Here is an 18,854-nt window from a genome sequence, read left to right on the forward strand (position 1 = left end):
TCGCAAGGCTGATGTTTTGTTCGAGGCCCGGTACAATCCGGGCCTTGTTGTCTCTATGTAACTGGACAGGATCACTATGCCGGCTTCATTCGTTCATCTACGCCTGCACACTGAATACTCCCTGGTCGACGGGCTGGTGCGGATCAAGCCACTGGTCAAGGCGCTGACCGGCATGAACATGCCGGCCGTGGCGGTCACCGATCAGAACAACATGTGTTCCCTGGTCAAATTCTATAAAAACGCCATGGGCGCAGGCATCAAGCCGATCTGCGGCGCCGACCTGTGGCTGTCGAACAAGGATCCGGACGCACCGCTGAGCCGGCTCAGCCTGTTGGTGATGAACGCCAAGGGCTATCGAAATCTCACTGAGTTGATTTCCCGCGGTTTCATCGAGGGCCAGCGCAACGGCATGGTCATCGTCGAGCGCGAGTGGGTTGCCGAGGCCAACGAGGGCCTGATCATGTTGTCCGCCGCCAAAGAAGGCGAGATCGGCATGGCCCTGATCGGCGGTAACCCGGCCGAGGCCGAGGCTCTGGCGCGTGACTGGATGGCGGTGTTCCCGGATCGGTTCTACCTGGAAATCCAGCGCACCAATCGCCCCAACGATGAAGAGCAACTGCACGGCGCCGTGGCGCTGGCCGACAAGCTCGGCGCGCCGCTGGTGGCAACCAACGATGTGCGTTTCATCAAGCAGGAAGACTTCGCGGCCCACGAAACCCGCGTGTGCATCGGCGAAGGCCGCGCCCTCGACGATCCGCGGCGTTCGAAGAATTACAGCGATCAGCAATACCTCAAAAGCGCCGAGGAAATGGCCGAGCTGTTCAGCGACATTCCCGACGCGATCGAAAACACCGTTGAGATTGCCAAGCGCTGCAACATCGAAGTAAAGCTGGGTACGCACTTCCTGCCCAACTTCCCGATTCCCGATGGCATGACCATCGACGAATACTTCCGCAAAGTGTCTTTCGAAGGTCTCGAAGAGCGCCTCGCGGTGCTGCTGCCCAAGGACACCACCGAAGACTACGAAGCCAAGCGTCAGGTCTACGTCGACCGGCTGAATTTCGAGCTGGATATCATCATCCAGATGGGGTTCCCCGGTTACTTCCTGATCGTGATGGACTTTATCCAGTGGGCCAAGAACAACGGCGTGCCGGTGGGGCCAGGTCGGGGGTCGGGTGCCGGCTCGCTGGTGGCTTATGTGCAGAAGATCACCGACCTCGATCCGCTGGAATACGACCTGCTGTTCGAACGTTTCCTTAACCCGGAACGGGTCTCGATGCCCGACTTCGACGTCGACTTCTGCATGGACGGTCGTGACCGGGTGATCGACTACGTGGCCGAGAAATACGGCCGCAACGCGGTAAGCCAGATCATCACCTTCGGTTCCATGGCCGCCAAGGCTGTGGTGCGTGACGTGGCGCGGGTGCAGGGCAAGTCCTACGGCCTGGCGGATCGTCTGTCGAAGATGATTCCGTTCGAAGTCGGCATGACCCTGGAAAAAGCCTACGAACAGGAAGAGATCCTGCGCGATTTCATCAAGGTCGATGAAGAAGCGGCGGAAATCTGGGAGATGGCGCGCAAGCTTGAAGGCGTGGTGCGTAACGTCGGCAAGCACGCTGGTGGTGTGGTGATCGCGCCGACCAAACTGACCGACTTCTCGCCGATTTATTGCGATGAGGCCGGTGACGGCCTGGTAACCCAGTTCGACAAGGACGACGTGGAAGCGGCCGGTCTGGTGAAGTTCGACTTCCTTGGCCTGCGGACCCTGACGATCATCGACTGGGCGCTGAAAACCATTAACCGCGACCGCGCCAAGGTCGGCGAAGAGCCGCTGGACATCGCGTTTATCCCGCTCGACGACAAGCCGACCTACAAGCTGCTGCAAAAAGCCGAAACCACGGCGGTGTTCCAGCTTGAATCGCGCGGCATGAAAGAGCTGATCAAAAAGCTCAAGCCCGACTGCCTGGAAGACTTGATCGCACTGGTAGCGCTGTTCCGCCCGGGCCCGCTGCAGTCCGGGATGGTGGACGACTTCATCAACCGTAAGCACGGTCGCGCCGAACTGGCGTACCCGCACTCGGACTACCAGTACGAAGGCCTCAAGCCGGTATTGGCGCCGACGTATGGCATCATCCTGTATCAGGAACAGGTGATGCAGATTGCCCAGGTCATGGCCGGTTATACCCTCGGTGGTGCGGACATGCTGCGGCGAGCCATGGGTAAGAAGAAACCCGAGGAAATGGCCAAGCAACGCGGCGGTTTCATTGAGGGTTGCGCGACCAACAATATCGACGCCGACCTGGCCGGTAACATTTTCGACCTGGTAGAGAAATTCGCCGGTTACGGCTTCAACAAATCCCACTCCGCCGCCTACGGCCTGGTGTCCTACCAGACCGCCTGGCTGAAAGCCCACTACCCGGCGCCGTTCATGGCCGCGGTACTCTCGGCGGATATGCACAACACCGACAAGGTCGTGACCTTGATCGAGGAAGTGCGCACGATGAAACTGCGCCTCGACGCGCCGGACGTGAACACTTCGGAGTTCAAGTTCACGGTGAACGACGACGGCCGCATCGTCTATGGCCTTGGCGCGATCAAAGGCGTCGGTGAAGGTCCGGTGGAAGCCATCACCGAGGCGCGTCAGGAAGGTCCGTTCAAGGATCTGTTCGATTTCTGCGCCCGGGTCGACCTCAAGCGCATCAACAAGCGGACGCTGGACGGCTTGATCCGCAGTGGCGCGCTGGATCGTCTGGGGCCGTACTTCCATGACGAGCAAAAGGCTTATCAGGCCAACATCGACCGCAACCGCGCCGTGCTGCTGGCGGCAATGGAAGAGGCGATCAAGGCTGCCGAACAGACCGCTCGCACCCATGACAGCGGCCATGCCGACCTGTTTGGCGGATTGTTCGTCGAAGCCGATGCCGACGTGTATGCAAGCCACCGCAAGGCCAAGGAGCTGACCCTCAAGGAACGCCTCAAGGGTGAGAAAGACACCTTGGGCCTGTACCTGACCGGTCATCCGATCGACGAATACGAAGGCGAAATCCGCCGTTTCGCCCGTCAGCGCATCATCGACCTGAAACCGGCTCGCGATACGCAAACCGTGGCGGGGATGATCATTGCCCTGCGGGTGATGAAGAACAAGAAGGGCGACAAGATGGGCTTCATCACCCTCGATGACCGCTCGGGGCGGATCGAAGCGTCGCTGTTCGCCGATGCGTTCCACTCCGCGCAGTCGCTGTTGCAGACCGATGCGATGGTGGTGGTCGAAGGCGAGGTCAGCAACGACGACTTCTCCGGCGGCCTGCGCCTGCGGGTCAAGCGTGTGATGAGCATGGAGGATGCGCGCACCAATCTGGCCGAGAGCCTGCGTTTGAAGCTGCAGACTCAAGACCTGAAGGGCGATCAGCTACGCTGGTTGGGTGAGTTGCTCAAGCGTCACCGCGGGGCGTGCCCGATCACCATGGAGTACACCAGCCCCGATGCGAAGACCTTGCTGCAGTTTGGCGAGACTTGGCGAATCGACCCGGCGGATGCCTTGATTCAAGCCCTGCGTGACCAGTTCGGGCGAGACAACGTCTTCCTCCAATACCGTTGACCGGCAGGTGCCATCATTGCGCTTGCCCGCAACCTGAATTTTTAATCTCGACCTCAGCGCGCCTCTCCCTTAAGGTAGGGCGCGAATAGACAACCGGCCGGCCCAAGCTCATTTGGGACACGACCCAAGACGGACGCCTATGAACCCGAATTTTCTAGATTTCGAACAGCCGATCGCCGACCTGCAAGCCAAGATCGAAGAGTTGCGCTTGGTCGGTAATGACAATTCGCTGAATATCGGCGATGAGATCTCCCGCCTGCAGGACAAGAGCCGCACGCTGACCGAAGACATCTTCGGCAAGCTGACCAGCTGGCAGATCGCTCGTCTGGCGCGTCACCCGAAACGCCCGTACACCCTGGACTACATCGAGCACATCTTCACCGAGTTCGACGAACTGCACGGCGACCGTCACTTCTCCGACGACGCGGCCATTGTTGGCGGCGTGGCACGTCTGGAAGACCAGCCAGTGATGATCATCGGTCACCAGAAAGGCCGTGAAGTACGCGAGAAGGTGCGCCGCAACTTCGGCATGCCGCGTCCGGAAGGCTACCGCAAGGCCTGCCGTCTGATGGAGATGGCCGAGCGCTTCAAAATGCCGATCCTGACCTTCATCGACACCCCGGGTGCCTACCCTGGGATTGACGCTGAAGAGCGCAACCAGAGCGAAGCCATCGCCTGGAACCTGCGCGTGATGTCGCGCCTGAAGACCCCGATCATCGCCACCGTTATCGGTGAGGGTGGTTCCGGTGGTGCACTGGCCATCGGCGTCTGCGACCAGCTGAACATGCTGCAATACTCGACCTACGCGGTGATCTCGCCAGAAGGTTGTGCGTCGATTCTGTGGAAAACCGCCGAGAAGGCGCCGGACGCTGCCGAGGCAATGGGCATCACCGCCGAGCGCCTGAAAGGCCTGGGTATTGTCGACAAGGTGATTGGCGAGCCACTGGGCGGCGCCCACCGTGACCCGGCCGCTGCCGCAGCTTCGATCCGTGCCGAACTGAGCTCGCAACTGGCGATGCTGAAGAAGTTCGACAACGAAGCGCTGCTCAAGCGCCGTTACGATCGACTGATGAGCTACGGTCTCTAACCGAAACACGCAATACCCTGTAGGAGTGAGCCTGCTCGCGATGAGGGCGTAACATTCAACGGATGAGTTGGCTGTTACACCGCGATCGCGAGCAGGCTCACTCCTACATTTGTTTGGGGCAAGAGAAAGGTATGGGTCAGTCCATGATTGATTTGCCCTCACGGCTTTTGCGCAACCTTGAGCCTTGGCGCGACGCCGCTCATTGGCGCATCGCGTTTTCCGGTGGTCTCGATTCCACCGTCCTGCTGCACTTGCTTGCCGATCTGGCAAAAACCGAATCACTCCCTGCGCTCAGCGCCATCCATATCCATCACGGCCTCCAGGCTGCGGCTGATGCGTGGCCGGAGCATTGTCAGTTGTTCTGCGATGCGCTGGGCGTCCCATTGCAGGTCGTTCGGGTGACGGTGCAACCCGGCGCCAGCCTGGAGCGGGCGGCGCGGGAGGCGCGTTATGCGGCGTTCACCTCGCTGACCGGGGCGGGTGACCTGCTGCTGACCGGGCAGCACCGTGATGATCAGGCCGAAACCCTGCTGTTTCGCTTGATGCGCGGTGCCGGCGTTCGCGGACTTTCGGCGATGCCAGCGCAGCGCCCGTTGGGGCAGGGCACGCTGCTGCGGCCATTGCTCGACGTCACGCGTGCCGAACTTGAGGCTTACGCTGGCGCGCATCAGTTGCGCTGGATCGAAGACCCATCGAATGAAGATCGGCAGTTCTCGCGCAATTACCTGCGTCATCAGGTGCTGCCTCGGTTGGCCGAGCGCTGGCCGCAAGCGCAGGCGAGCATGGCCCGTAGCGCGGCGCATCTGCGCGAGGCGCAAGGCTTGCTCGACGAGCTGGCGCAAATCGATCTGGCGCAAGCCGCCACGCCTGGCGAGTTCCAATGGCTGGGCCTGCCGTCACTGGAACTGGCGCCGCTGGCCACCCTGTCCGCCGCTCGTCAGCGCAATGCGCTCAGCCATTGGCTCGAACCCCTGACCCGACTGCCGGACACTGACCATTGGTCGGGTTGGACAAGCCTGTGCGACGCCGCCAACGATGCGTCCCCGGTCTGGCGTCTGGCCGATGGCGAGTTGCATCGCAGCGCCGGCCGGATATGGTGGCTGAGCGGCGACTGGCTGCACGCGCCAGCGTCCGGCGCCGAGTGGCATGACCCGTCGACAGCGCTACGCCTGCCGAATAACGGGCGTGTCATGTTCAGCGGGCAGACTCCCGTCGGGCCGTTGCAGATTCGCTATCGGCAGGGCGGCGAAGTGATGTATCTGGCAGAGCGCGGCCACCGCGATCTCAAGCGCCTGCTCAATGAGCGCGCGGTGCCGGCCTTCGTCCGTGGCAGATTGCCGCTGCTGTTTCGCGGCGCCGAATTGCTCGCCGTGGCGAACCTGCCGGGCCTTGACTGGCATGGGCCACACGGCTGGAAATTGCATTGGCAGCCAACAGACGAAGATCAAGGTTTGAGATGAAAGGGGCATTCCGGTAGACTACGCTCCCTTCTTGATACAACTTCTGTGGATTCGCCTGAATTGCAGGAGTTGCCGATTACCAAGCAGTCTTTGCTGGGCGATTCCAAAAAATGTGTAGCGAGCAACGTACCGGTGTTTCACCTGCCGGTCTGTCCCAACGCGGCGGTTTTTTTGAAAGGTGCACTGTGATTAATGCAGGTGATCGGGGGCTTCGGCCTTCCTTCGCTTTCCCCGGCGGCTCGTACCGCTTTAACGCAGACTTCTAGGGTTTTTCATGACGCGCTACATATTCGTCACGGGCGGTGTTGTTTCTTCATTGGGGAAAGGCATTGCCTCGGCTTCATTGGCGGCCATCCTGGAGGCGCGGGGGCTTAAGGTCACCATGCTTAAGCTGGATCCGTACATCAACGTCGACCCGGGCACCATGAGCCCGTTCCAGCACGGTGAAGTGTTCGTCACCCACGACGGCGCCGAGACCGACCTGGACCTGGGCCACTACGAGCGGTTCATCCGCACGACCATGACCCAGAACAACAACTTCACCACCGGCCGTGTCTACGAGCACGTGCTGCGCAAAGAGCGCCGTGGTGACTACCTGGGTGCAACCATCCAGGTGATTCCGCACATCACCGACGAAATCAAGCGTCGCATCATCAAGGGTGCCGGCGATGCCGACGTGGCCCTGGTCGAAATCGGCGGCACCGTTGGCGACATCGAATCGCAACCGTTCCTCGAAGCCATCCGCCAACTGCGCGTGGAAGTCGGTTCCAAGCGCGCGATGCTGATGCACCTGACGCTGGTTCCGTACATCGCCACCGCTGGCGAGACCAAGACCAAGCCAACCCAGCACTCGGTGAAAGAGCTGCGTTCGATCGGCCTGCAGCCAGACGTGCTGATCTGCCGCTCCGACCATCCGGTGGATGTGTCTTCGCGTCGCAAGATCGCCCTGTTCACCAACGTTGAAGAGCGTGCGGTGATCTCCCTGGAAGACGTCGACACCATCTACAAGATCCCGGCCGTGCTGCACGCTCAGGGTCTGGACGATTTCGTCGTCGAGCGTTTCGGCCTGCAATGCAACGGCGCCGACCTGTCCGAGTGGGAAAAGGTCGTCGATGCCAAGCTCAATCCAGAGCACGAAGTCACCATCGCGATGGTCGGCAAGTACATGGAGCTGCTGGACGCCTACAAGTCGCTGATCGAAGCGATGAGTCACGCCGGCATCACCAACCGTACCAAGGTCAACCTGCGTTACATCGATTCCGAAGACATCGAGAACCAGGGCACTGCGCTGCTCGAAGGTGTCGACGCGATTCTGGTACCGGGCGGCTTCGGTCTGCGTGGCGTTGAAGGCAAGATCACTGCTGTTCAGTACGCTCGTGAAAACAAGGTGCCGTACCTGGGTATCTGCCTCGGCATGCAAGTGGCGGTCATCGAGTTCGCCCGTAACGTGCTGGGCTGGAAAGACGCCAACTCCACCGAGTTCGATCGCGCCAGCGGCCATCCGGTCGTGGGTCTGATCACCGAGTGGGAAGACGCCACCGGCGCGGTTGAAGTGCGTACCGAATCCTCCGATCTGGGCGGCACCATGCGTCTGGGCGCTCAGGAATGCCTGCTGGAAGCCGGTTCCAAGGTGCACGATTGCTATGGCAAGGATGTGATTGTCGAGCGTCACCGTCACCGCTATGAAGTGAACAACAACCTGCTGCCACAAATCATCGAAGCCGGCCTGAAGATCTCCGGTCGCTCCGCTGACGCCGCGCTGGTTGAAGTCGTCGAAGCCCCGGATCATCCATGGTTCGTCGCTTGCCAGTTCCACCCTGAGTTCACCTCGACGCCACGTGACGGTCACCCGCTGTTCAGCGGTTTCGTCAAGGCAGCGTTGGCACAACACCAGAAGAAGGCGTAATCCCCGATGGCACAGAAGATCATCCGCGTTGGCGACATCGAGATTGCCAACGACAAACCCATGGTGCTGTTCGGCGGCATGAACGTGCTGGAAAGCCGCGACATGGCCATGCAGGTTTGCGAAGAGTATGTGAAGGTCACCGAGAAACTCGGTATCCCTTACGTGTTCAAGGCCAGTTTCGACAAGGCCAACCGATCTTCTGTGACCTCTTATCGCGGTCCTGGCCTGGAAGAGGGCATGCGCATCTTCCAGGACATCAAACAGGCCTTCGGCGTGCCGATCATCACCGACGTCCACGAGCCTGACCAGGCTGCGGTCGTCGCTGAAGTCTGCGACATCATCCAGCTGCCGGCCTTTCTGTCGCGCCAGACCGACCTGGTCGTCGCGATGGCCAAGACCAACGCTGTGATCAACATCAAGAAAGCCCAGTTCCTCGCGCCTCAGGAAATGAAACACATCCTGAACAAGTGCGTGGAAGCGGGTAACGATCAACTGATCCTCTGCGAACGTGGTTCGAGCTTCGGCTACAACAACCTCGTGGTGGACATGCTCGGCTTCGGCATCATGAAGCAGTTCGAGTACCCGGTATTCTTCGACGTGACCCATTCGCTGCAAATGCCTGGCGGTCGTTCCGACTCCGCCGGCGGTCGCCGTGCACAGGTCACCGATCTGGCCAAGGCGGGCATGAGCCAGTCGCTGGCGGGTCTGTTCCTCGAAGCGCATCCGGATCCGGACAACGCCAAATGCGACGGCCCTTGCGCCTTGCGTCTGGACAAACTGGAGCCATTCCTGGCCCAGCTCAAAGCTTTGGACGAACTGGTGAAGAGTTTTCCGACGGTAGAAACCGCGTAAACCTCATTTCTCCGGTAAAGTACCGCACGATTTGTCGCACCTGCCCTCGGGCGGGTGCGTTGTCGTCTGCAAGCTGCCCGCTGCACACCACTTGCCGACGGTAAAAAGATTTCCTCTAGCTGCGTCGTTTTCGTCAACTTTGGAGTGTTTACAACAATGGCAAAAATCGTCGACATCAAAGGTCGTGAAGTTCTCGACTCCCGTGGCAATCCCACCGTGGAAGCGGACGTGCTTCTCGACAACGGCATCATCGGCAGCGCTTGCGCGCCGTCCGGTGCATCCACTGGCTCGCGTGAAGCGCTCGAGCTGCGTGATGGCGACAAGAGCCGTTACCTGGGCAAGGGCGTGCTCAAGGCGGTAGCCAACATCAACGGTCCGATCCGCGATCTGCTGCTGGGCACCGACCCAAGCGACCAGAAAGCCTTGGATCACGCGATGATCAAGCTCGACGGTACTGAAAACAAGGCAACCCTGGGCGCCAACGCCATCCTCGCGGTGTCCCTGGCTGCGGCCAAGGCGGCTGCACAGGATCAGGACCTGCCTCTGTACGCACACATCGCCAACCTGAACGGCACCCCGGGCGAGTACTCGATGCCGGTTCCGATGATGAACATCATCAACGGTGGCGAGCACGCCGATAACAACGTCGACATCCAGGAATTCATGGTGCAGCCGGTTGGCGCCAAAACCTTCTCGGAAGGTCTGCGCATGGGCACCGAGATTTTCCATCACCTCAAAGCTGTGCTGAAGGCCCGTGGCCTGAGCACCGCCGTTGGCGACGAAGGCGGTTTCGCACCGAACCTGGCGTCCAACGAAGACGCGCTGAAAGTGATCTCCGAAGCCGTGGCCAACGCCGGTTACAAGCTGGGCACCGACGTGACCCTGGCGCTGGACTGCGCAGCGAGCGAGTTCTACGAAGACGGCAAGTACAACCTCTCCGGCGAAGGCCAGGTGTTCACCGCTGAAGGTTTCGCCGACTATCTGAAAGGCCTGACCGAACGTTATCCGATCATCTCGATCGAAGACGGTCTGGACGAGTCCGACTGGGCTGGCTGGAAGATCCTCACCGACAAGATCGGCGAGAAGACCCAACTGGTCGGTGACGACCTGTTCGTGACCAACACCAAGATCCTGAAAGAAGGCATCGATAAAAAGATCGCCAACTCGATCCTGATCAAGTTCAACCAGATCGGCACCCTGACCGAAACCCTGGAAGCCATCCAGATGGCCAAGGCTGCCGGTTACACCGCGGTGATCTCGCACCGTTCGGGCGAAACCGAAGATTCGACCATCGCCGACCTGGCCGTGGGCACCTCGGCTGGCCAGATCAAGACCGGTTCGCTGTGCCGTTCCGACCGCGTTTCCAAGTACAACCAACTGCTGCGTATCGAAGAGCAGTTGAATGGCAAAGCCAAGTACAACGGTCGCTCCGAGTTTCGCGGTTAAGTTGTAGATGGTAAAAAGACACCGGATTGTGTCGGAAAAGTCGTGACAGCGATGGATTTGCCACTAATCTGATGCCTTATATGCACAAGCCTGGATCTTCCAGGCTTCGTGCTATCAGACGTTTCAAAGTTTTGGCGTGGCTGTCTTTTTTCACTGGATACCTGATATTCGATGCGCAGTCCTTACTGGTTGTTTCTCGTTTTGCTCTTGCTGCTGGCCGGTCTGCAGTACCGCCTGTGGGTGGGCAATGGCAGTCTGGCGCAGGTCGCCGAGCTGAAGCAGCAGATTGCTGATCAGCACGCCGAGAACGAAGGCCTGCTGGAGCGCAATCGGGTGATGGACGCCGAAGTCAGCGAGCTGAAGAAAGGCATGGAGACCGTTGAAGAACGGGCTCGTCACGAGCTGGGCATGGTCAAGGACGGTGAAACCCTTTACCAGTTGGCCCAATGATCGATTCCCTGCCGGCCTTCTGGGCCGTGATTCCTGCCGCGGGCGTCGGTGCCCGAATGGCCGCGGACCGTCCCAAGCAATATCTGCAACTGGGCGGGCGCACAATTCTCGAACACAGCCTCGGCTGTTTCCTCGATCACCCGAGCCTCAAGGGGTTGGTGGTCAGTCTGGCTGTTGATGATCCTTATTGGCCGAGCCTGGCGTGCGCCAGCGATTCGCGGATTCAGCGCGTCGAGGGCGGCTCGGAGCGGTCCGGGTCGGTGCTCAACGCCTTGCTGCATCTGCATGCGCAAGGTGCCGATGACGAAGACTGGGTGCTGGTGCACGATGCGGCACGGCCTAACCTGAGTCGCGATGATCTCGATAAGCTGCTGGCTGAGCTGGCGAATGATCCGGTAGGCGGTCTGCTCGCTGTGCCGGCACGCGACACGCTCAAGCGCGTCGACAAGCACGGTCGTGTGGTTGAAACCGTGGATCGCAGTGTGATCTGGCAGGCCTATACGCCGCAGATGTTTCGCCTCGGTGCCTTGCATCGGGCCTTGGCTGACAGTCTGGTGGCGGATGCGGTGATTACCGATGAAGCCTCGGCGATGGAATGGGCCGGTCTGGCGCCGCGTCTGATCGAAGGGCGGGCGGACAACCTCAAGGTCACCCGGCCGGAAGACCTGGAGTGGTTGCGTCAGCGCTGGGCTAACCGCCGCTGAATTTTTGTGGCGCCTGTTGAATCGCCATCGCGAGCAGGCTCACTCCTACATTTTGAAATGCGTTCCCCTGTAGAAGTGAGCCTGCTCGCGATAGCGCATTTACAGCCAACCCAATACTCATTCCTGATACTCCGGTCGCACAGCCAACCCTTCCTTCAAAAAATCCACCAGCTTGCGCACCTTCGGCGACAAATGCCGCTGCTGTGGATACAACGCCCACACCGCGGTGTTCGGCGGCTGATGCGCCTCCAGCAACGAGATCAACGCGCCATTGTGCAAATGCTCGAGCACGTAATAGTCCGGCAACTGACACAAACCGACCCCTTGCAGCGCCGCATCCAGCACCGCTTGCCCACTGTTGCAGCGCCAGTTGCCCTGTACCCGCTGGGAAAATTCCCGCCCGTTCTGTTCCAGTTGCCACAGGTCCGAGCTGCCGATCAGGCAATTGTGTCGACTCAGTTCCGACAAACTGTGTGGGCGACCGTACCGTTCCAGGTAGGACGGTGACGCACACAGGTACATGCGCCGGGGCGCCAGCCGCGTGGCGACCAGTCGCGAATCCTGCAGTCGGCCGAGCCGGATCGCCAGGTCGAGCCCCTCATGCACCAGATCGAGCTGGCGGTTGCTCAGTTCGATGTCGACGCGCAATTGCGGATATTGCCCCATGAAACGCGTCACCAGCGGCACGATGAACCGCTCGCCATACGCCACGGCGCAGGTCATGCGCAGCATGCCTTTGGGCTCGCTGGTCAGGTCGCCGACCGCGCGCAGGGCTTCTTCGCGACCGTCCTGCAGACGTTGGCAATGCTGCAGAAAGGTCTGTCCGGCTTCGGTCAGGGTGACGCGGCGGGTACTGCGGTAGAGCAAACGTGTCTGCAAACGCTCTTCCAGCCGTGCGATTTGTCGACTGATGTGGGATGAAGACACCCCAAGACGTTCCGCCGCGGCGGTGAACTGGCTGCATTCGGCAACGGCGACGAATTCGTCGATACCTTCCCAGCGGTTTTCGGACATCGGGATTATCCCTGTATGGCAATAATGTTTTGCTTTTGTCCGGATTATTCATCAGAACGCGCTGTACTACACTGCCTGTCTGGTTTTTTATTCAATGGATTCACTGGAGAGTCAGCATGATCAAGTCGCGCGCCGCCGTTGCCTTCGAGGCCAAGAAGCCGCTGGAAATCGTAGAAGTCGATGTCGCCATGCCCAAGGCCGGTGAAGTGTTGCTGCGCGTGGTGGCTTCCGGGGTTTGCCACACTGACGCCTACACCCTGTCCGGTGCTGACCCGGAAGGTATCTTCCCGTCGATCCTCGGTCACGAAGGTGGGGCGATCGTTGAAGCCATCGGCGAAGGCGTGACCTCGGTCGCCGTCGGTGATCACGTGATCCCGCTGTACACCCCGGAATGCGGCCAGTGCAAATTCTGTAAGTCGGGCAAGACCAACTTGTGTCAGGCGATTCGCTCCACCCAGGGCAAAGGCCTGATGCCGGACGGCACTTCGCGCTTTTCCTACAAGGGTGAAACGATTTTCCATTACATGGGCACCTCGACCTTCTCCGAGTACACCGTGCTGCCGGAAATCTCCGTGGCGAAAATCTCCAAGGATGCGCCGCTGGAAAAGGTCTGTCTGCTCGGTTGCGGCGTAACCACCGGTATCGGTGCGGTACTCAACACTGCCAAGGTCAAGCCGGGCGACACCGTGGCGATCTTCGGTCTGGGCGGCATCGGTCTGTCGGCTGTCATCGGTGCGGTGAAAGCCAAGGCTGCGCGGATTATTGCCATCGACATCAACCCGGCCAAGTTCGAAATCGCCAGGCAACTGGGCGCTACCGATTGCGTCAACCCGAAAGACTTTGATCGTCCGATCCAGGAAGTGATCGTCGACATGACCGACGGCGGCGTCGACTTCTCCTTCGAATGCATCGGCAACGTGCAACTGATGCGCGCCGCGCTGGAATGCTGCCACAAGGGTTGGGGCGAATCGGTGATCATCGGCGTGGCCGGTGCCGGTCAGGAAATCGCGACCCGTCCGTTCCAGTTAGTGACCGGTCGTGTCTGGCGCGGTTCGGCGTTCGGCGGCGTGCGTGGTCGCACCGAGCTGCCAAGCTACGTCGACATGGCGCAGAGCGGCGAGATTCCGCTGGATACTTTCATCACTCACACTATGGGCCTGGAAGACATCAACAAGGCTTTTGACCTGATGCACGAAGGCAAGAGCATCCGTACCGTCATTCATTTCTAAAAGCAGCGGCAAGTTACAAGCTTCAAGCTGCAAGCAAGTGCGCTTTTGCCTTGTCTCGAAGCTCGGAGCTTGCCGCTTGCAGCTGGGAGTATCCCCATGAGTCTGGAAAACATCTCCTGTCAGAAAAGTTTCGGCGGTTGGCACAAGCGTTATCGCCATCGCTCCGAGGTGCTCGGCTGCGACATGGTGTTTGCCGTGTACCTGCCGCCGCAGGCAGAGCAGGGCGGCAAGTTGCCGGTGCTTTACTGGTTGTCGGGCCTGACCTGCACGGACGAGAACTTCATGCAGAAGGCCGGGGCGATGCGCATGGCGGCCGAACTTGGCCTGATCATCGTGGCACCGGACACCAGCCCACGTGGCCCGGACGTGCCGGGTGATCCGGACGGCGCCTGGGACTTCGGCCTCGGCGCCGGGTTCTACCTGAATGCCACGCAGGAGCCGTGGTCGCGGCACTATCGGATGCATGACTATGTCGTGCAGGAATTGCCTTCACTGGTTGAAGCACATTTCCCCGCGTCGGACAAACGCAGCATCAGCGGCCATTCCATGGGCGGCCACGGAGCGTTGGTCTGTGCGCTGCGCAATCCGGGGCGTTACCAGTCGGTGTCGGCGTTTTCGCCGATCAACAATCCGATGGATTGCCCGTGGGGCCAGAAAGCCTTTTCCCGTTACCTGGGCGAAGACCGTTCGAAATGGAGAGAATGGGATGCCTGCGCACTGATCGCGGAAGCCGACGAGAAACTGCCGTTGTTGGTCGATCAGGGCGATCGCGATGATTTCCTGGAAAACCAGCTCAAACCGCAAGCCCTGCAACAAGCGGCAAAACAAGCGGGGCATCCGCTGACGCTGCGTCTGCAACCGGGTTACGACCACAGCTATTTCTTCATCGCGAGCTTCATTGACGACCACTTGCAGCATCACGCACGCGCTCTAGGCGCCTAATGCCTGACAAAGCGGGTAGAATCACGCCCTGACAAAAATCGGGGCGTTTTTTTTATGCGTATTGGCCACGGCTACGATGTGCACCGTTTCGCTGAAGGCGATTTCATTACTCTGGGCGGCGTGCGTATTGCACACGGCTTCGGGCTGCTCGCTCACTCCGACGGTGACGTCCTGCTGCACGCCTTGAGCGATGCCTTGCTCGGCGCCGCGGCGCTGGGCGATATCGGCAAACACTTTCCGGACACCGACCCGCAATTCAAGGGCGCCGACAGCCGCGTGCTGCTGCGGCATGTGGTCGCGCTGATCCACGCCAAGGGCTGGAAAGTCGGCAACGTCGACAACACCATCGTCGCCCAGGCACCGAAAATGGCGCCGCATATCGAATCGATGCGTGCGCTGATCGCCGCCGATCTTCAAGTTGAATTGGACCAAGTGAACGTGAAAGCTACCACCACCGAAAAGCTGGGCTTTGTCGGTCGCGAAGAAGGTATTGCCGTGCATTCCGTTGCCTTGTTGCTGCGCGCATGAACGAACTGCAATTGCTCGGCCCGCGCGCCTATGGCGAACCCCTTGGTACCGCGGTACTGAAAGCCATCGCCGAAGATTTTCAGGTCGATGAAGTGCTCGATATCCCGTTCAGTGGCGATGGCGAACACCTGTGGATCTGGGTCGAAAAGCGTGGCCTGAACACCGAAGAAGCGGCGCGGCGGATTGCCAAGGCCGCCGGCGTGTCGCTGCGTACCGTCAGTTATGCCGGGCTCAAGGATCGTCAGGCGCTGACCCGCCAGTGGTTCAGCGTGCAGCTGCCGGGCAAGGCTGATCCGGATTTATCGGCGGCGGAAAACGACACGCTGAAGATCCTCAGGACCACGCGCCATAAGCGCAAGCTGCAACGCGGTGCGCATTCGGCCAATGGCTTTACGTTGCGTCTGACCCAGTTCGCCGGCGACAAGGAGGCGATCGAACAGCGGCTGCAGTTGATCGCCAAACAAGGCATTCCCAATTATTTCGGCGCCCAGCGTTTCGGCCATGACGGCGGCAACGTCGTTGATGCGCGTGCCTGGGCGGCGCGCAAGGCGTTGCCGGAGCAGCGCAATGTACGCTCGCGCTTGCTCTCGACAGCGCGCAGCTTTCTGTTCAATCAGGTCTTGGCCGCGCGGGTTGCCGACGGCACCTGGCAGCAGGCGCAGGTCGGCGATCTGCTGGCGTTCACCGACAGCCGCAGTTTTTTCCCGGCCGGTGAAGCCGAATGCAGCGATCCGCGCCTGGCGATTCTCGACCTGCACCCGACCGGACCGCAGTGGGGCGAAGGTGACTCACCGGCCGCCGGGGCTGTCCATGAACTGGAGCAGGGGATCGCCGAGCGTGAAGCGGATCTGCGCGATTGGTTGATCAATGCCGGAATGAACCACGAACGTCGCATCCTGCGGCTGCCCATTGGCGGGTTGTCGTGGCATTATCCCCAGCCTGACATTCTGCAACTGGAATTCGTCCTCCCGGCCGGATGCTTCGCCACTGTATTGGTGCGCGAACTCGTTGATCTGGTGCCGGTGGGGCAGACGGACAGCCCATGCGTATTCTGATTTCTAACGACGATGGGGTAACAGCACCCGGTCTCGCCGCGCTTTATGCTGCGCTGGCGGATTACACCGAATGCGTGGTTATCGCCCCGGAGCAGGACAAAAGCGGCGCCAGCAGTTCGCTGACGCTCGACCGTCCGTTGCACCCGCAATACCTGGCCAACGGTTTCATCAGCCTCAACGGTACGCCGACCGACTGCGTGCATCTGGGCCTTAATGGCCTGTTGGAGCGCGAGCCGGACATGGTGGTTTCCGGGATCAACCTCGGCGCCAATCTGGGCGATGACGTGCTGTATTCCGGCACCGTGGCGGCCGCTCTTGAAGGGCGCTTCCTTGAACGTCCGTCGTTTGCGTTCTCGCTGTGTTCGCGGCAGGTGGACAATCTGGCGACAGCGGCCCATTTCGCGCGCAAACTGGTCGAGGCCCACGCCGGGCTGGACCTGCCGCCGCGCACGGTGCTGAACGTGAACATCCCCAATCTGCCGATCGATCACATCCGTGGCATTCAACTGACGCGTCTGGGCCATCGCGCCCGCGCGGCAGCGCCGATGAAAGTGGTCGACCCGCGTGGCAAGGCCGGTTACTGGATTGCCGCCGCCGGCGATGCTGAAGATGGTGGCCCGGGTACTGACTTTCATGCGGTGATGCAGGGCTATGTGTCGATTACGCCGTTGCTGCTCGATCGCACCTTCAACGACGCCTTCAGAAGTCTGGACGGCTGGCTGGAGGGACTGCGCTGATGGCTCGTGAACACGAAGACAGAATGCGCAGCGGCATCGGCATGACGTCGCAGCGCACGCGCGAACGTCTGATCCAGCGTCTCTATGAAGAAGGCCTGTCCAACGCCAAGGTGCTGGAAGTGATCCGCCGTACGCCGCGTCATCTGTTTGTCGATGAAGCGCTGGCGCACCGCGCCTACGAAGATACTGCGCTGCCGATCGGCCACAACCAGACCATCTCCCAGCCTTATATGGTGGCGCGCATGAGCGAGCTGCTGCTGGAGGCCGGGCCTTTGGACAAGGTGCTGGAGATCGGTACCGGTTCGGGCTATCAGACGGCGGTGCTGTCGCAACTGGTTGAGCGGGTATTTTCGGTCGAGCGGATCAAGGTCTTGCAGGACCGCGCCAAGGAACGCCTGGTTGAGCTGAACCTGCGCAACGTGGTGTTCCGCTGGGGCGATGGCTGGGAAGGCTGGCCGGCACTGGCGCCTTACAACGGCATCATCGTCACTGCGGTCGCGACGGATGTGCCGCAGGCGTTGCTCGATCAACTGGCACCGGGTGGGCGGATGGTGATTCCGGTCGGCTCGGGGGAAGTGCAACAACTGATGCTGATCGTGCGTGAAGAACATGGCTTTTCCCGTCACGTTCTGGGAGCGGTTCGCTTCGTGCCACTGCTCAATGGCCCACTGGCCTGAGCATTTGTTAAGCGGCGCTGAATTCCTTTCGCAGGACTCGGTCTTACACCGGCAGCGAGGGTTTAAACGTAGCGGATTGTCCAAGGGCAAACGTGTGCGTGAAGCGTTTTCGCATCTTTAACGGTAAAGCCTGTTCGGCCCGTTATACTTGCGACACTACGTGCCGCAATACGGCATTCCACATATTTCAGCCACCACAAAGGGAGCGGCGGGTGAGTCTCACAGTCATTGCGCAGCGTATGGGTAACACGAGCTTTCAGCGCCTGGTGACTGGCCTTGTATTGAGCACCTTGCTGGTCGGTTGCTCCAGCACCAAGTCGAGTAACGTGCGCGTGGTCGATCGCAACAACGCGGCGGCCCAGCGTCCGGCCGTCACGACCGGGCAGTATGTAGTCCGTCCGGGCGATACGCTGTTTTCCATCGCTTTTCGCTACGGCTGGGACTACAAAGCCCTCGCGGCGCGGAACAATATTCCTACGCCGTATACGATCCATCCGGGTCAGACAATTCGCTTCGATGGTCGCAGCGGTTCAACACCCGCAACAGTAGCCAGCGGCAGCAGCTCTTCGCCGTCTTCGTCGAGCAAAACCACGGTAATCCGGCGCCAGGCAAATGGCACGACGACCACCACGGTGACCGGTTCCGGTGCCGGTTCTGCGGGGGCTGCACCGTCCGTCGCCAACAAATCGACCGCGGCTCCACTGCCTCCACCGGGGCCAGCCCCGACCGGCTGGGGATGGCCATCTAATGGCATTCTGATTGGAAAATTCTCTTCAAACGGTAGTTTGAATAAAGGAATTGATATCGCCGGAGATTTGGGACAGCCTGTTTTAGCTGCGTCTGATGGGACGGTGGTTTACGCCGGGAGTGGCTTAAGGGGCTACGGCGAATTAGTCATCATCAAACACAGCGAAACCTACGTCAGTGCCTACGGACATAACCGCAGGCTGTTGGTACGGGAGGGGCAGCAGGTCAAGGTCGGACAGACAATTGCCGAAATGGGGTCAACGGGTACAGACCGGGTGAAACTGCATTTTGAGATTCGCCGCCAAGGTAAACCTGTAGATCCGCTGCAGTTCCTGCCCAAACGTTGATTTGAGGCCAGCCTGTTCCGTCGCGTAGAGGGGACAGGCTCCAGCGCTGCCAAGGATAAAGGCGTCGCTTGAGCT

Annotated in this window: 16 protein-coding genes; 15 read left to right on the forward strand and 1 reads right to left on the reverse strand. The window is 60.2% G+C overall.

Annotated elements, in window-relative coordinates:
• Positions 1–76: 76 nt before the first annotated feature.
• The 8 genes from dnaE (at position 77) to ispD (ending at position 11,503) form a co-directional block, all read left to right on the forward strand.
• Positions 77–3,598: a DNA polymerase III subunit alpha gene (gene dnaE, locus J5M57_RS22255; protein ID WP_207847295.1), complete on the forward strand. Its 3,522-nt coding sequence runs from the start codon at positions 77–79 to the stop codon at positions 3,596–3,598.
• Between the two features lie 139 nt (positions 3,599–3,737).
• On the forward strand, positions 3,738–4,685 hold the full coding sequence (locus J5M57_RS22260; RefSeq protein ID WP_064586192.1) for an acetyl-CoA carboxylase carboxyltransferase subunit alpha: 948 nt from the start codon (positions 3,738–3,740) through the stop codon (positions 4,683–4,685).
• A 131-nt stretch (positions 4,686–4,816) separates the two neighbouring features.
• Positions 4,817–6,145 (forward strand): tRNA lysidine(34) synthetase TilS, encoded by a 1,329-nt coding sequence (tilS, locus tag J5M57_RS22265; protein WP_207847293.1) that lies wholly within the window; start codon positions 4,817–4,819, stop codon positions 6,143–6,145.
• 274 nt (positions 6,146–6,419) lie between these two features.
• Entirely contained in the window at positions 6,420–8,051 is a 1,632-nt protein-coding gene (locus tag J5M57_RS22270) for a CTP synthase (RefSeq protein ID WP_064586194.1), read from the forward strand.
• Between the two features lie 6 nt (positions 8,052–8,057).
• Entirely contained in the window at positions 8,058–8,903 is an 846-nt protein-coding gene (kdsA, locus tag J5M57_RS22275; RefSeq protein WP_007954807.1) for a 3-deoxy-8-phosphooctulonate synthase, read from the forward strand.
• Between the two features lie 156 nt (positions 8,904–9,059).
• A complete protein-coding gene (gene eno, locus J5M57_RS22280; RefSeq protein ID WP_064586195.1) occupies positions 9,060–10,349 on the forward strand; it encodes a phosphopyruvate hydratase in 1,290 nt (429 codons plus the stop codon).
• 171 nt (positions 10,350–10,520) lie between these two features.
• A complete protein-coding gene (gene ftsB / locus J5M57_RS22285) occupies positions 10,521–10,799 on the forward strand; it encodes a cell division protein FtsB (RefSeq protein WP_007964293.1) in 279 nt (92 codons plus the stop codon).
• Positions 10,796–11,503 carry a 2-C-methyl-D-erythritol 4-phosphate cytidylyltransferase gene (gene ispD / locus J5M57_RS22290; RefSeq protein ID WP_207847283.1) on the forward strand — a complete coding sequence of 236 codons (708 nt, stop codon included), beginning with the start codon at positions 10,796–10,798 and terminating at the stop codon, positions 11,501–11,503. The genes ftsB and ispD overlap by 4 nt, the downstream gene beginning before the upstream one ends.
• 117 nt (positions 11,504–11,620) lie before the next feature.
• Here ispD and J5M57_RS22295 read toward each other — a convergent pair whose 3' ends face one another.
• Positions 11,621–12,517 carry a LysR substrate-binding domain-containing protein gene (locus J5M57_RS22295; protein WP_207847281.1) on the reverse strand — a complete coding sequence of 299 codons (897 nt, stop codon included), beginning with the start codon at positions 12,515–12,517 and terminating at the stop codon, positions 11,621–11,623.
• Positions 12,518–12,633: 116 nt separating this feature from the next.
• On the opposite strand from J5M57_RS22295, the gene J5M57_RS22300 reads away from it, so the two are divergent.
• The 7 genes from J5M57_RS22300 (at position 12,634) to J5M57_RS22330 (ending at position 18,779) form a co-directional block, all read left to right on the forward strand.
• Positions 12,634–13,746: an S-(hydroxymethyl)glutathione dehydrogenase/class III alcohol dehydrogenase gene (locus J5M57_RS22300; protein WP_169841209.1), complete on the forward strand. Its 1,113-nt coding sequence runs from the start codon at positions 12,634–12,636 to the stop codon at positions 13,744–13,746.
• Between the two features lie 90 nt (positions 13,747–13,836).
• Positions 13,837–14,688, forward strand: coding sequence for an S-formylglutathione hydrolase (fghA, locus tag J5M57_RS22305; protein ID WP_207847821.1), 852 nt, complete (start codon positions 13,837–13,839; stop codon positions 14,686–14,688).
• 54 nt (positions 14,689–14,742) lie between these two features.
• The gene (gene ispF / locus J5M57_RS22310) at positions 14,743–15,216 is read left to right on the forward strand and encodes a 2-C-methyl-D-erythritol 2,4-cyclodiphosphate synthase (protein WP_007907189.1); all 474 of its coding nucleotides are present in this window, start codon (positions 14,743–14,745) and stop codon (positions 15,214–15,216) included.
• Positions 15,213–16,271 (forward strand): tRNA pseudouridine(13) synthase TruD, encoded by a 1,059-nt coding sequence (gene truD, locus J5M57_RS22315; protein ID WP_207847279.1) that lies wholly within the window; start codon positions 15,213–15,215, stop codon positions 16,269–16,271. The genes ispF and truD overlap by 4 nt, the downstream gene beginning before the upstream one ends.
• Positions 16,259–17,008 carry a 5'/3'-nucleotidase SurE gene (surE, locus tag J5M57_RS22320; protein ID WP_083366864.1) on the forward strand — a complete coding sequence of 250 codons (750 nt, stop codon included), beginning with the start codon at positions 16,259–16,261 and terminating at the stop codon, positions 17,006–17,008. Before truD ends, surE begins: the two co-directional genes overlap by 13 nt.
• Positions 17,009–17,049: 41 nt before the next feature.
• Positions 17,050–17,685, forward strand: a complete 636-nt coding sequence (locus tag J5M57_RS22325) for a protein-L-isoaspartate(D-aspartate) O-methyltransferase (RefSeq protein WP_169841266.1) — start codon at positions 17,050–17,052, stop codon at positions 17,683–17,685.
• Positions 17,686–17,897: 212 nt separating this feature from the next.
• On the forward strand, positions 17,898–18,779 hold the full coding sequence (locus J5M57_RS22330) for a peptidoglycan DD-metalloendopeptidase family protein (RefSeq protein WP_169841206.1): 882 nt from the start codon (positions 17,898–17,900) through the stop codon (positions 18,777–18,779).
• The last annotated feature ends 75 nt before the right edge of the window (positions 18,780–18,854 follow it).

This window comes from Pseudomonas sp. 86_A, from assembly GCF_017491705.1.
Lineage (GTDB): Bacteria > Pseudomonadota > Gammaproteobacteria > Pseudomonadales > Pseudomonadaceae > Aquipseudomonas > Aquipseudomonas koreensis.

Coding starts and splice junctions, on each gene's coding strand:
- J5M57_RS22325 (WP_169841266.1), top strand. CDS start 17,050: ATGACGTCGCAGCGCACGCGCGAACGTCTGATCCAGCGTCTCTATGAA.
- J5M57_RS22270 (WP_064586194.1), top strand. CDS start 6,420: ATGACGCGCTACATATTCGTCACGGGCGGTGTTGTTTCTTCATTGGGG.
- ispF (WP_007907189.1), top strand. CDS start 14,743: ATGCGTATTGGCCACGGCTACGATGTGCACCGTTTCGCTGAAGGCGAT.
- J5M57_RS22300 (WP_169841209.1), top strand. CDS start 12,634: ATGATCAAGTCGCGCGCCGCCGTTGCCTTCGAGGCCAAGAAGCCGCTG.
- eno (WP_064586195.1), top strand. CDS start 9,060: ATGGCAAAAATCGTCGACATCAAAGGTCGTGAAGTTCTCGACTCCCGT.
- ftsB (WP_007964293.1), top strand. CDS start 10,521: ATGCGCAGTCCTTACTGGTTGTTTCTCGTTTTGCTCTTGCTGCTGGCC.
- dnaE (WP_207847295.1), top strand. CDS start 77: ATGCCGGCTTCATTCGTTCATCTACGCCTGCACACTGAATACTCCCTG.
- J5M57_RS22295 (WP_207847281.1), bottom strand. CDS start 12,517: ATGTCCGAAAACCGCTGGGAAGGTATCGACGAATTCGTCGCCGTTGCC.
- surE (WP_083366864.1), top strand. CDS start 16,259: ATGCGTATTCTGATTTCTAACGACGATGGGGTAACAGCACCCGGTCTC.
- tilS (WP_207847293.1), top strand. CDS start 4,817: ATGGGTCAGTCCATGATTGATTTGCCCTCACGGCTTTTGCGCAACCTT.
- ispD (WP_207847283.1), top strand. CDS start 10,796: ATGATCGATTCCCTGCCGGCCTTCTGGGCCGTGATTCCTGCCGCGGGC.
- J5M57_RS22260 (WP_064586192.1), top strand. CDS start 3,738: ATGAACCCGAATTTTCTAGATTTCGAACAGCCGATCGCCGACCTGCAA.
- kdsA (WP_007954807.1), top strand. CDS start 8,058: ATGGCACAGAAGATCATCCGCGTTGGCGACATCGAGATTGCCAACGAC.
- truD (WP_207847279.1), top strand. CDS start 15,213: ATGAACGAACTGCAATTGCTCGGCCCGCGCGCCTATGGCGAACCCCTT.